This is a genomic window from Streptomyces sp. NPDC025793 (genome assembly GCF_055558375.1).
Genome location: NZ_JBVHMR010000002.1, coordinates 390,244 through 402,543 on the forward strand (window position 1 = coordinate 390,244; position 12,300 = coordinate 402,543).

A 12,300-nucleotide genomic window follows, 5' to 3' on the forward strand; every position below is an offset into this window, starting at 1 on the left:
TCCTGGGTTGACTGCGCCGTCGGTCACCGGGACCACGGCCTGGTCACGCTCGTACGGGGGATCGAGCGATCCCACACGCTAACGAGCCTTTCGGAACGCTGTGTGCAGCCCATGTGCCACTCCTGCGCAGATTCTTCGCCGATGGCATGTGTCACGGTCGGCCCGCCGCCGGCACTCGGCACCCGGGTGAAACCCGTCGGCCGCCCCGGTCGGTGCGCCGTCCCGCACCGTGACGGTGGGCATAGTGGCGGGCGGCTCCGCACCGGATCGGCAGGAGGAAACGCATGCTCGGCACAGACTTCCGCACCGGGTCACCCGTCTGGCTCGACCTCGGCAGTCCCGACCTCGACCGGACCGCAGCCTTCTACGGCGCCGTCTTCGGCTGGCACTTCACCTCCGCCGGCCCCGACACCGGCGGTTACGGCTTCTTCCAGCAGGACGGCGCGACGGTGGCCGCCGCGGGCCGGCTCACCGAGGAGAGCGCGGAACCCGCCTGGGTGACGTACTTCCGGACCGACGGCATCCGGGCCACGGTCGACGCCGTGACCGCGGGCGGCGGTGCGGTGCGCGTCGAGCCCATCACCATGGGCGAGGCCTCCATGGCGCAGCTCACCGACCCCCAGGGCGCCGAGTTCGCCGTGATCCAGTCCGGTACGGGGCTGCAGCGCGTGTCGCAGGACAACACGCTGGTGTGGGTGGAACTGCACGTCCCCGACCCGGAGGCGGCCCTCGCCTTCTACCGGCGGCTCTTCGGCTGGCGTGCGGCGGAGATGTCGGCGCCGGGCATGACGTACCGCGTGCTCAGCATCGCCGACGGGGACCAGCAGGAGGGTGCCTTCGGCGGCGTGGCCCCGCTCCAGGAGGGCCAGGAGGCGCGCTGGGTGCCGTACTTCGCGGTGTCCGACGCGGACGCGACCGCCGACGCCGTCCGGGGCAACGGCGGCACCGTCCTGATGCCGCCGTCGGACATCCCCGACGTCGGCCGTGTGGCCTGGCTGACGGATCCGGCGGGCGCGGTCTTCGCCGTCCTGAAGCCGAACCCGCGCCAGGCGGCAGCGCAGTAGCGCAGCAGCGGAGCAGCCGCGCCGCCGCCTGCCCTGGTTCGGTACGTCCGGTTCCGGTACGTCCGGTCAGACGGTGGCGTCCGGGCCCGCGTTCCTGCGGCGGCGTACGACGAACACGGCGCCCGCGCCGAGCGCGACCGCGGCGCCGCCCGCGAGGGCGAGCACCGGCAGCGCGGAGCTGGAGCCGGTCTCGGCGAGGTGGCCCTGCGGCTCGATCCGGGTGTTGCCGGTGGGCTGCTTCGGCAGCGGCTTCTTGCCGCCCTGCGGCTTGGCGTCACCGGGGTGGCCGGGCGCGGAGCCGGCCTTGAGGATGTCGAACTGGTAGAAGCTGTCGTCGTTGGAGTAGACGCAGTTGCCCTGGTCGTCGGCGTACATGCCGATGCTGATGGCGTAGCCGAGGCCGGCCGGGGCGGTCCTGTCGACGCTCACCCGCAGGTTGACGGAGAACGACTCCTTGGCCTTGACACCGGTGTAGCCGAGGTAGCCGGCGCCCGCGTCGTTGTCGTCCAGGGAGATGCCGATCCACTTGCGGGAGGACGGGTCCTGGTACTGGAGCGTGAGGTGGCTGGTGTCGACGAAGTAGTCGGTGTCGTTCGTCTGGGCGGCGAACACCCCGAGGTCGACGCGCGGGTAGGCGTGGTCGCCGGTGTTCTTCACGTTCAGCTTGAAACCGTGGAAGCCGCTTCCGGCGACGATCCGCGAGGGCAGGCCGCTCAGGCTGGTGTGCAGGTTGTCGTCGTACTTCGGCTCGTCGCCGTCGGCGCACTGGCCCGGGAAGCCGGAGGCCGACGGGGAGGGCGAGGCCGAGGCGGGGGCGGACGCGGAGGCCGACAGCGAGGCGGTGGGCCGGGGCGAGGCGGAGGACGCCGGGGTGGACTGGCCGGCGGCCGGGGTCGACGCGCCGGCCGCCGGGCTGCTCTCCTCGCCCGCGGGTCTGGACTCCGTCGGCGCCGGCGTCGTGTCGCCGGCGGCGGGGGTGGTCTCGTCCGCGGCGGGCGTGGACTCGTCCTGAGTGGGAGTCGTCTCGGAGGCCGTGGGCGTCGTCGGAGTGTCGCCGTCGGCGGCGTGGGCGAGCGGGGCCGTGAGCAGGACGGCCGGGGCGAGGGCGGCCGTCGCGGCGGCGAGGGCGAGGGAACGGCGAAGCTTCATGCGAACCTCAGGGCAGGAGTGACCGATGTGTTCGCAGAGATGACCTTCGCCGACCGTAAAGAGTTGCCCAAGGCCTCACGGGATCCTTATGTGGCGTGGGTCACTTTCCGGGCTCGCGGAGTGCGGCGGGCTCGACGCGGACGACGATCGACTTCGAGGCCGGGGTGTTGCTCGCGATGGCCGTGGCGTCCAGGGCGACCAGGACGTTGGTCTCGGGGTAGTAGGCGGCGGCGCAGCCGGGCGGGGTCGGGTAGCGGACGGCGCGGAAGCCGGGGGCGCGGCGTTCGCCGTCCGGATTGACGCTGATCAGGTCGACCAAGTCCCCGTTGTTCAGGCGCAGTTGGCGTAGGTCGTCGGGGTTGAGGAAGACGACGCGGCGGCCGCCGGAGATGCCGCGGTAGCGGTCGTCCAGGCCGTAGACCGTGGTGTTGAACTGGTCGTGCGAGCGCACCGTCGTCAGCAGCAGACGGCCGGGCGGGACGTCGGCCGCCGCCGGCGGGTTGACGGTGAAGCGGGCCTTGCCGGTGGCGGTGGGGAAGGTGCGGGAGTCGCGGGGCGCGCGGGGCGGCATGAAGCCGCCGGGCTGCCGGACGAGCTGCTCGAAGGCGTGGAAGCCGGGGACGACGTGTTCGATGTGACGGCGGATCACGGCGTAGTCGTCGCGCATGGCCCGCCGGCCCAGGCCGTCGCCGAAGAGCGCGAGGCCGAGTCCGGCGACGATGGCGACCTCGCTGCGCAGGTGCGGGGAGCCGGGCCGGAGCCGGCCGTGTGAGGCGTGCACCATCGCCATGGTGTCCTCTACGGTGACGAACTGTTCGCCGGACGCCTGCCGGTCGCGCTCGGTGCGGCCGAGGCGGGGCAGGAGCAGGGCCTCGGTGCCGTGGCAGAGGTGGGACCGGTTCGGTTTGGTCGCGATGTGCACGGCTCCGTGAGCGTGTAGCGCGCGGACTCGGTGATGCCGGGGAGGCCGACGCTGGATGTGCGGGGACCCGAGACGTGGGCGCCACCGGGGTCGGCCGGTTGCCGGGGCTGCTCCGCCATGACCGCCTCTTCCTTCCCCCAGCTCCCCCCCTTTCCCTCTCTCCCTGCCTTTCCCTCTCCCTCCGTGAAGTGTGACACACCTCACATGTCGATCATGGTCGTCACGTGTTGTCGTCCGGTGGTCGACGTTCCGTTGACTGCGGGTGAACGGCCGTGCGACGGTGAGGAGCATGGACCGCAGCCTGACCCCGGATCAACTTGAGTCCTTCGACAAGGAGTTCGCCGCCCGGACGGTGAACCGGCTGATGCAGAACGCCGTCACCCAGACGCCGGTGGACGACGTCGCCCTCGACCGGCGGATCCTGACCGGCATCGACCACTCCGTCTCCCACCACCTGGACGACTGGAAAGCCACCAACCAGAAGCAGAGCGGCCGCTGCTGGATGTTCGCCGGGCTCAATCTGCTGCGGGTCGGCGCCGCGCGGAAGCTGGGCGTGAAGGACTTCGAGTTCTCCCAGAACTACCTGCTCTGGTGGGACAAGTTCGAGCGCGCGAACCACTTCCTGGAGGCGGTCATCGAGACCTCGGACCGGGAGGTCGACGACCGTACGGTCGCGCATCTGCTGGAGGACCCGATCAGCGACGGCGGACAGTGGAACATGTTCGTGGCGCTGATCGCCAAGCACGGCCTGGTGCCCAAGTCGGCCATGCCGGAGACCGACAGCTCCTCGGCGACCCGGGCGATGAACCGGGCCCTGAAGACCCTGCTCCGCCAGGGCGCCCGTGATCTGCGCGGGCAGGCCGGCGAGGGGGCCGAGGCGCAGCGGGAGCTCAAGCGGGACGTGCTGGCCGCCTTCCACCGCGTGCTCGGCATCCACCTCGGCACGCCGCCGCAGCGGTTCCTGTGGCAGTGGGAGGACAAGGACAAGGAGTTCCACCGCGACGGCTGGCTCACCCCCGCCGAGTTCGCCGCCTCCTACGTGGACCTCCCGCTGGAGGAGTACGTCTGCCTGGTGCACGACCCGCGCGCGTCGAGCCCGGTCGGCCGTACGTTCACCGTCGAGCACCTCGGCAATGTCGTGGACGGCCCGCCGGTGGTCTATCTCAACGTCGGGATGGAGCTGCTGAAGCGGCTGGCCATGGAGTCGATCACCGGCGGCGAGCCGGTGTGGTTCGGCTGCGACGTGGCCAAGATGATGCGCTCGGACGCGGGCGTCTGGGACGCCGCCCTCTTCGACTACGCGGCGGTCTACGACGCCCCGTTCACCATGGACAAGGCCGACCGGCTGCTGCACCACGACACGCAGATGACCCACGCGATGCTGTTCACCGGCGTCGACGTGGTGGACGGCGGCCCGCGCCGCTGGCGGGTGGAGAACAGCTGGGGCGAGGAGAAGGCCGACCGGGGCTTTTGGACCATGAACGACTCGTGGTTCGACGAGCACGTCTTCGAGATCGCGGCCCGCCGCTCCGCCCTGCCCCCGCACCTGGCCGCAGCCCTGGACGAGCCCCCGATCGTCCTCCCCGCCTGGGACCCGATGGGCGCCCTGGCCGACTGACACCGCGCGGGCCGACCGAGGGGCGCCTTTCGCGGAACGGGGGGCGCCTTTCGGTCACGGAGGTCCAGGGGCGAAGCCCTCGGCGATGCGGTTCAGGACCGTGCCGGCGCCGTCCTCCGTCGCCATCAGGCGGGCGATGGCCGCCGCGCGGTGGCGGAGCGGCTCGGCGGCGGCCGCCGTGATCGCGGCGGCCAGGCTCTCGGGGGTGAGGTCGGGGAACGGCAGCGGCCGGGGGGCGACGCCCAGCCGGTGCAGGCGGGCCGCCCAGAACGGCTGGTCCGCCATGAACGGGACCGGTACGGCGGGGACTCCGGCCCGCAGCCCGGCTCCCGTGGTGCCCGCCCCGGCGTGGTGGACCACGGCGGCCGTGCGGGGGAACAGCCAGTCGTGGGGCAGGTCGCCGACGGCCAGGACGTCGTCGCCCGCTCCGCTCGGCCCGGCCCACTCCGCCTGCACCACCGCGCGCACCCCGGCCCGCCGCGCCGCGGCGGCCACCAGGGCGCCGAGCCGCTCGCCCTCCGCGGGCGCCATGCTGCCGAAGCCGACGAACACCGGGGCCGGGCCGGCCTGGAGGAAGTCGACCAGTTCGGCGGGCGGCCGCCAGTCCCGCGGCCGGGCGGGCCACCAGTAGCCCGCCACGCCGACCCCGGACGGCCAGTCCGCGGGGCGCGGCACCACCAGCGGGCTGAAGCCGTGCAGGACCGGCCCCCGGTGGGCGAGCGGTGCCGACGGACGGCCGGCCGGTGCCGGCGGTCGTCCGGCGGGCAGGCCGAGGCGGTCGCGCAGCCGGGCCGCGGCGTCCGCGAAGAGCAGGTCCCCGCGCCGGAGCACCGCCCAGCCGACGGCGAGGTTGGCCTCCGGCCCCAGGTCGGCGTCGGCCGCCGCGGCGCCGGGCAGGGGAAACTCCCTGGTGGCGAAGGCCGGGGCGAGATACGTGCCGAGCACCGGGACGCCGAACGCCTCTCCCGCCGCCCGGCTGAACGCCGACGGGCCGAAGGCGGTCAGCAGCAGATCGGCGCCGCCCGCCACGGCGTCCACCACGCCCGAGGCGAGGTCGTCCAGGAACGTCGTCATCACCGCCCGGGCCTCGGCCGGGGCGACCGTCCGGTCCCGGGAGCGGATCAGTTCCTGCGGATCTCCCGGCAGCGCCCAGCAGGCGAGACCGCACGCCTCGACCAGCGCCGTGAACGGGGCGTGGGCCGCCAGGGTGACCTCGTGCCCGGCCGCGAGCAGCCGCCGTCCCAGCCCCGTGAACGGCGCGACGTCCCCCCGCGAACCGGCGGTGACGACGAGAACCCGCATACCTCGATTCTGCCCGCCGAGGGCACGGGTGTAAGCGGCCCGCGACCTCGCGCTTCAGGCTCTCAGGCGGGCCCGCCGCCGAGCGGCGCCAGTGCCGCGGACACCGTCCGGCGCAGGTCGGCGGGGTCGGCGCCGGCGCGGGAGCGCAGGTTGACCCCGTAGGCGAGCACGGCCAGCAGCTCGGCGGCGGTGTCGAGATCGGTGGCCGCGGACAGCTGTCCCAGGGTCCGGGCGGTGCGCAGGGCGGTGCGCAGGGCGTCCCGCAGCCGGCGGTGGTGGTCTTCGAGGACGCGGAGGACCTCCGCGTCGCCGTTCTCGGCGCCGGTGTGCGCGTTCACGGCCATGCAGCCCCACCGGGCGTACGGCCCCGAGCAGCGCACCTCGATCAGTCCGGCGAAGAACGCGGCGAGGGCCGGCAGCCCCCGCCCGTCCTCGGCGAGGCCCCGGAACGCCGGCGCGGAGTGGGTCTCGACGTAGCGCCGCAGCGCGGCGAGGTAGAGGTCCTGCTTGCCGCCGAAGGTCGCGTACAGGCTGGAGCGGTTGAGGCCGGTCGCGGAGACGACGTCCTGGATCCCGGTCGAGGCGACGCCCTGGCGCCAGAACAGCCGTACCACCGTGTCCAGGGCCGTGTCCGGGTCGAAGTGCTTGATGTCCGGCATGGTTCCCTCATCATCCTGAAACGAGGGTTCCAAGATACGCCCGTCGCCCGCTAGGCTGAAGCAATCTTGGAACGGTCGTTCCGATATCTTCCGAGATCTTCCGCGACGGGCACCGGACGAAAGGCACCCACCATGAGTCTCGACGCCGAACTGCGCGCCCTGCGCGCCTCCTTCGAGTCCCGCTACCCCGAGGTCCCGGCCGAGCACCGGGAGGTCATGCGGCGCGCGGCCCAGGAGCTCGCGGCGTCCGGGCAGGCCGACCGCGCCCTGTCCGCGGGCGCCGACGCACCCCGCTTCACCCTGCCCTCCGCGACCGGCAGGGCCGTCGCCCTGGACGAGCTGCTGGCCGCGGGCCCGGTCGTGCTGACCTTCTACCGCGGCGCCTGGTGCCCGTACTGCAACCTCGCCCTGCGCGCCCTCCAGCGGCACCACGACGCCATCGCCGCGCGCGGCGCCCGCCTCGTGGCCGTCTCCCCGCAGATCCCCGACGAGTCCCTCACCCTGACCGAGAAGCACGAGCTGGCCTTCGACGTGCTCAGCGACCTCGGCTCGGACACCGCCGCGCGCTACGGCCTCGCCTTCGACCTGACCGACGAACTGGCCGCCGTCTACGACGCGTTCGGCTTCGACCTCCAGCGGGTCAACGGCGGCCACGCCCGGACCCTGCCGCTGCCCGCCACGTACGTCATCGACCGCGACGGCGTCGTGCGCTGGGCGTTCGTGGACACCGACTACACCAGGCGTGCCGAGCCCGCCGACATCCTCACCGCCCTCGACGCCCTCGCCGGCGGCACCGGCGGCGTCAGCGGCGACGCGGCTCAACTATCGTGATGTCCTGACGTCTTGACGTTCCCCGCCGTTTCCGCGTTTGCTTCCGCCACCTGGGTTCCCAGATGCTCCCTGATTCCGGAAGGCACCTGCAGTGAACGCTCCGACCCCCCACGGAACTCCCCCACGCCGTCTCGCAGTTGCCGTGACCGCCGCCGCCTCGGCGCTCGCCCTCACCGCGTGCGGCGCCCTCGGCGGCGGGAGCGACAGCTCCACGTCCTCGGCGAAGGGCGACGACATCACGGTGGGGCTGCTCCTGCCCGACAAGGACACGGCACGCTTCGAGAAGTTCGACCACCCCATCATCGCGAAGGAGGTCGCCGCCCTCACGAACGGCAAGGGCAAGGTCGTCTACGCCAACGCCGAGGCCAGCACGGCCACGCAGAGCCGGCAGTTCCGGCAGATGGTGGCCCGCAAGGTCGACGTCATCCTGGTGGACGCCCTGGACGCCAGGGCCGTCGCGCCGGACGTGCAGAAGGCCAAGGACGCGGGGATACCGGTCATCGCGTACGACCGGCTCGCCCAGGGGCCGGTCGACGCGTACGTCTCCCACGACAACGAACTCGTCGGCCAGGTGCAGGCCCGCGCGATCGTCAAGGCGCTCGGACCGAAGGCGGCGAGCAGCAAGGTCGTCATGATGAACGGCGACCCGGCCGACCCGAACACGGCCCTGCTCAAGAAGGGCGCGCTCGGCGAACTGCAGGGCCAGGTCGACATCGTCCGGCAGTACGACACCGACAAGTGGTCGCCCGCGGTGGCCGGGGCGAACATGAAGAAGACGATCCGGTCGGTGGGGCTGGCGAACATCGCCGCCGTCTACTCGGCGAACGACGGCATGGCGGGCGCGGTCATCGACGCGCTGAAGGCGGCGGGCGCGACACGGGTGCCGCCGGTGACCGGGCAGGACGCGAACCTGGACGCGGTGCAGCGGGTCGTCTCGGGCGAGCAGTACATGACCGTGTACAAGTCGTTCCTGGACGAGGCCACCGACGCCGCGCAGTTGGCGGTGGACAAGGTCCAGGGCAAGGACATCCAGTTCGACGCGCTGACCCGGGACACGGTCGACAGCCCGACGGAGAAGAGCATCCCCGCGCGGCTCGTGCCGGTGGTCGCCCTCACCCGGGACACCGTCAAGGAGACCGTGATCGCGGACGGTGTCTACACGGTCAAGGACATCTGCACCCCGGCATACGCGGCGGACTGCGCTGCGATCGGGCTGAATTGACCTGCTCTCCCTGGAACAGGGAGATTCCGGCCTGCTCGCTCGATGTCGTGCCGCTCAGCCGGCAGGGGCATCGGGCGGGCCCGCACTCACGCGGGACGCAGGTTCGTTCACCGAGGGACGGACACAGGGGAAGGGCCCGGCACATGGCGTGCCGGGCCCTTCTCGCCGATGCTCAGCTCTCGGGTGTCACTTGGTGAAGGCCGAGACGCCGTTCGGGGTGCCGAGGCCGGTCGGACCGTCGTAGCCCGTGCCCGCCTTGCACAGGTAGTTCGAGCAGGACCCGTTGGCGCCGCTGGTGACGTCGTTCAGCTTGTCCGGGTGGGCGTAGGGGTAGGACGCCGGGGTGTCACCGGAGCCCGGGGTGCCCGCGAGGGCGTAGACGCCGGCGATGAACGGCGCGGAGGCGCTGGTGCCGCCGTAGACGTTCCAGCCGCTCGCCTGGTAGGTGTCGTAGACGGCGAGGCCGGTGGCCGGGTCGGCGACCGCGGCGACGTCGGCGACGCTGCGCTTGGCGCAGCCGGTGTCCTTCTGCCAGGACGGCTTGGCCCCGTACTGCGAGCAGCCCGAGCCCGCCCCGTCACCGCCGGCGGAGGTGCCCCACACCGACTCGGACCAGCCGCGGGTGCTGCTGTCCTTCTTGAGCGAGGTGCCGCCGACGGCGGTCACGTACGGAGAGGCGGCCGGGTACTCGACGCCGTAGCCGCTGTCGCCGGAGCTGACGGTGATGGCGACACCGGGGTGCTTGAAGTACTGGTCGTCCGCCTTGGTGTCGCTGGCGTCCTCGCCGCCGCCGTAGCTGTTGGAGACGTACTTCGCGCCCTGCTTGACGGCCTGGTTCACGGCCGCGCCGAGGTCGTCCATGTTCGCGGACTTGGCCTCGACGAGCAGGATGTGGCACTGCGGGCAGGCGGCGCTGACCATGTCGACGTCGAGGGAGATCTCGCCCGCCCAACCCGCGTCGGGGGTCGGGTAGTTGGAGCCGCCGTCCTGGTCGATCTTCTTGAAGCAGCCGTTGCCGGTGCTGCACTCCGGCAGGCCGTACTGGGAGCGGTAGGCCGCCAGGTCCTTCTCGGCGTTCGGGTCGTCGTTGGCGTCGACGATCGCGACGGTCGCGCCCTTGCCGCCGTCCTTGGGCAGGTTGTAGGCGGCCTGGAGGTCGGCCGGGCCGAAGCCCTTGGGGGTGTCGTGGCGGCCGAGGGACTTCTGGGTCTTCAGGTCGGTGCGGACCTCCGCCTGACAGGCCATGTAGCCGGGCTTGCTCGGCTGCGAGCAGAGCCGGTGGGTGTGCACCGTGGTGGCGGCGGAGGAGGCCGTGGAAGAAGAGGTGGTCGTGGTCGCGAAGGCCGCCGACTGCGAGGCGACGAAACCGCCGGTGATCAGGGCCGCTGCGGACAGCAGGGCGGGTATGCCGCGGCGTATCGGGTTCCTTCTGCGATGCGAATGCAATGAACTGCCCTCCGTGGGGGGATGGATGGGCTCCGCGACGGCGGGGCGGAAGCGCTGCGGTGGCACCCGCCTCAGCGAGGTGGCGAGTGCATGACAAGCGCTTTCCGTTGGGGGTGTGCCGTGGGGGAGCCCGCTTCCGGGCATGCTGTCGGTCGTGCCACCCCGGTCAGTGGTGGCTGTTGACGAGGTTATGGAACATTTGCCGAAGAGAACAGGGGCGGTTGGTAAAACCTTGCCCTCAACTCCTCGGCCGCGGCGGGTACCTTGTGCAGCCATGGAGCTGGAAGATGCAACGGTCAACGACCTGATGTCGCTGGGCCTGGCCCGGTACGAGGCACGGGTCTACCTGGCGCTCATCAGGCGTGGTTCCTACACGGCCGCCGAGGCGGCCCGCGAGGCCGACGTGCCGCGCCAGCGCGTGTACGACGTGCTGGACGGGCTCGTACGACGCCAGTTGGTCACCGCCCATCCCGGCCGCGTCGCCACGTACTCCGCCGTCACGCCCGAACTGGCCGTCGCCCGGCTGATGGCCGTGCAGCGGGAGTCCGTCGACCGGCTGGAGCGGGTCTCGCAGGGGCTGGCCGGTGTCCTGCAACCGCTGTGGTCCCAGGGCCGGGAGCACACCGACCCGCTGGACTACATCGAGATCCTGCGCGACCCGAAGGCGATCGCCGAGCGCTTCGCCGACATCCAGCGGCAGGCCCGGCACGAGCTGCTCACCTTCTGCAAACCGCCGTTCGTGGCCCCCGCCGAGAACACGGAGGGCATCGCGGTGGTGCGCCGGCTCCACCGGGCGGGCGGCACCGTGCGCGCCCTCTACCTCGACGAGGCCCGGGACGACCCCGAGACCATGGAGCACGTACGGCGCTTCGCCGCCGCCGGCGAGGAGGCCCGCTTCGCCCCCGACCTGCCGCTGAAGCTCGTCATCGCCGACGCCTCCCTCGTGCTGTGCGACATGCCCGACCCGGTGGCCGCCGGCTCCACCACCACCCTCTTCATCGAGCACCCCGCCCTCGCGACCTGTCTGCGCCTGGCCTTCGACACGGTGTGGAAGGACGCCACCTTTGGCGACGTCCCCGACTGAGCCGGGAATCCCCGCCGTTCAGGGAGGGGGGGATTCAGAGTCGGAAGAGCCGTGCCGCGTTGTCGTGGCACACGGCCCGCAGCCACTGCTGCCCCAGGTCCAGGCGTTCCAGGGCGTGGAGCTGGTGGACGTAGGGGTAGGGGAGGTTGGGGAAGTCGGTGCCGAGCAGGACGCGGTCGCCGAGTGCGGAGAGCCGGGGCAGGGCGCGGCGGGGGAACGGCAGGAATCCCTCGGTGAAGTCGGTGAACGCCATCGTCGTGTCCAGCCGCACGTGGTCGTACCGCTCGGCGAGGCCGAGGAACTCCTCGTACTCGGGCATCCCCAGATGCGCGACGACCAGCCGCAGTCCCGGATGCCGCGCCAGCACCCGGGCGATCGGCTCGGGCCCGGTGTGCCTGCCGGGCGCGGGTCCGGAGCCGCAGTGGACGACCACGGGGATCCGCGCCTCGGCCAGCAGCCCCCAGACCGGCCGGAGCAGCTCGTCGGCGGGGTCGTAACCGCCCACCTGCACATGTGCCTTGAACACGCGCGCGCCCGCCTCGACGGCCTCGCGGACGTACGTCTCGACACCCGGCTCGGGGTAGAGGGTCGCGGTGTGCAGACAGCCGGGGGTGCGGCGGGCGAAGCCGGCCGCCCAGTCGTTCAGCCACCGGGCCATGCCGGGCTTGTGCGGGTAGAGCATCGCGGTGAAGGCCCGGAGGCCGAACTCCCGTAGCAGACCGGCGCGTTCGGCCTCCTGCGTCCGGTAGGTGATAGGCCACTCCAGCCCGCCGGTCAGCGGGCCGTTCGTGTCGAAGTAGTCCCAGACCTTGTGCAGGACACGCTCGGGCATGAAGTGCGTGTGCACGTCGACCAACCCGGGAAGGCCGAGCCCGGTCCAGAAACGGCGGACTTCGGCGGCTTCGGTGGCTTCGGTGGCTTCAGCGGGCGTGGAGGGCGCGTCGCGGTGATCGTCCATACCGCTCACGATCGGCCGCGGCGGCGGGGCGGGTCCAGCCCTTTC

Annotated in this window: 10 protein-coding genes and 1 pseudogene; 5 read left to right on the forward strand and 6 right to left on the reverse strand. The window is 72.3% G+C overall.

All coding sequences use genetic code 11. The annotated features are described in order from the left end of the window. Positions 1 to 284: 284 nt before the first annotated feature. Positions 285 to 1,064, forward strand: a complete 780-nt coding sequence (locus tag ACZ4MF_RS05590; protein ID WP_467490063.1) for a VOC family protein — start codon at positions 285 to 287, stop codon at positions 1,062 to 1,064. Between the two features lie 66 nt (positions 1,065 to 1,130). Here the strand turns inward: ACZ4MF_RS05590 and ACZ4MF_RS05595 are convergent, their stop codons facing one another. Further along, complete coding sequence (locus ACZ4MF_RS05595) at positions 1,131 to 2,213, reverse strand: LAETG motif-containing sortase-dependent surface protein (protein WP_467490065.1); 1,083 nt, start codon at positions 2,211 to 2,213, stop codon at positions 1,131 to 1,133. Between the two features lie 100 nt (positions 2,214 to 2,313). Further along, positions 2,314 to 3,135 (reverse strand): annotated as a pseudogene (locus tag ACZ4MF_RS05600) (molybdopterin dinucleotide binding domain-containing protein); the annotation flags it as partial. A gap of 289 nt (positions 3,136 to 3,424) precedes the next feature. Here ACZ4MF_RS05600 and ACZ4MF_RS05605 point away from each other — a divergent pair. Beyond that, positions 3,425 to 4,753 (forward strand): C1 family peptidase, encoded by a 1,329-nt coding sequence (locus ACZ4MF_RS05605; protein ID WP_467490067.1) that lies wholly within the window; start codon positions 3,425 to 3,427, stop codon positions 4,751 to 4,753. Between the two features lie 54 nt (positions 4,754 to 4,807). Here ACZ4MF_RS05605 and ACZ4MF_RS05610 read toward each other — a convergent pair whose 3' ends face one another. Both ACZ4MF_RS05610 and ACZ4MF_RS05615 read right to left on the reverse strand, forming a co-directional pair. After that, positions 4,808 to 6,055 carry a glycosyltransferase gene (locus ACZ4MF_RS05610; RefSeq protein WP_467490069.1) on the reverse strand — a complete coding sequence of 416 codons (1,248 nt, stop codon included), beginning with the start codon at positions 6,053 to 6,055 and terminating at the stop codon, positions 4,808 to 4,810. A gap of 62 nt (positions 6,056 to 6,117) precedes the next feature. Beyond that, a complete protein-coding gene (locus ACZ4MF_RS05615) occupies positions 6,118 to 6,714 on the reverse strand; it encodes a TetR/AcrR family transcriptional regulator (protein WP_467490071.1) in 597 nt (198 codons plus the stop codon). Between the two features lie 132 nt (positions 6,715 to 6,846). On the opposite strand from ACZ4MF_RS05615, the gene ACZ4MF_RS05620 reads away from it, so the two are divergent. Next, on the forward strand, positions 6,847 to 7,545 hold the full coding sequence (locus ACZ4MF_RS05620; RefSeq protein WP_467490073.1) for a peroxiredoxin-like family protein: 699 nt from the start codon (positions 6,847 to 6,849) through the stop codon (positions 7,543 to 7,545). Positions 7,546 to 7,687: 142 nt separating this feature from the next. Continuing rightward, complete coding sequence (locus tag ACZ4MF_RS05625; RefSeq protein WP_467490075.1) at positions 7,688 to 8,767, forward strand: sugar ABC transporter substrate-binding protein; 1,080 nt, start codon at positions 7,688 to 7,690, stop codon at positions 8,765 to 8,767. Positions 8,768 to 8,953: 186 nt separating this feature from the next. Here the strand turns inward: ACZ4MF_RS05625 and ACZ4MF_RS05630 are convergent, their stop codons facing one another. After that, positions 8,954 to 10,213: a S53 family peptidase gene (locus ACZ4MF_RS05630; RefSeq protein ID WP_467490077.1), complete on the reverse strand. Its 1,260-nt coding sequence runs from the start codon at positions 10,211 to 10,213 to the stop codon at positions 8,954 to 8,956. Positions 10,214 to 10,487: 274 nt separating this feature from the next. Between ACZ4MF_RS05630 and ACZ4MF_RS05635 the strand changes: the two genes are divergently transcribed. Continuing rightward, entirely contained in the window at positions 10,488 to 11,297 is an 810-nt protein-coding gene (locus tag ACZ4MF_RS05635; RefSeq protein WP_467490079.1) for a TrmB family transcriptional regulator, read from the forward strand. A gap of 34 nt (positions 11,298 to 11,331) precedes the next feature. Here ACZ4MF_RS05635 and ACZ4MF_RS05640 read toward each other — a convergent pair whose 3' ends face one another. Continuing rightward, the gene (locus ACZ4MF_RS05640; protein WP_467490081.1) at positions 11,332 to 12,255 is read right to left on the reverse strand and encodes an amidohydrolase family protein; all 924 of its coding nucleotides are present in this window, start codon (positions 12,253 to 12,255) and stop codon (positions 11,332 to 11,334) included. Positions 12,256 to 12,300 lie beyond the last annotated feature (45 nt).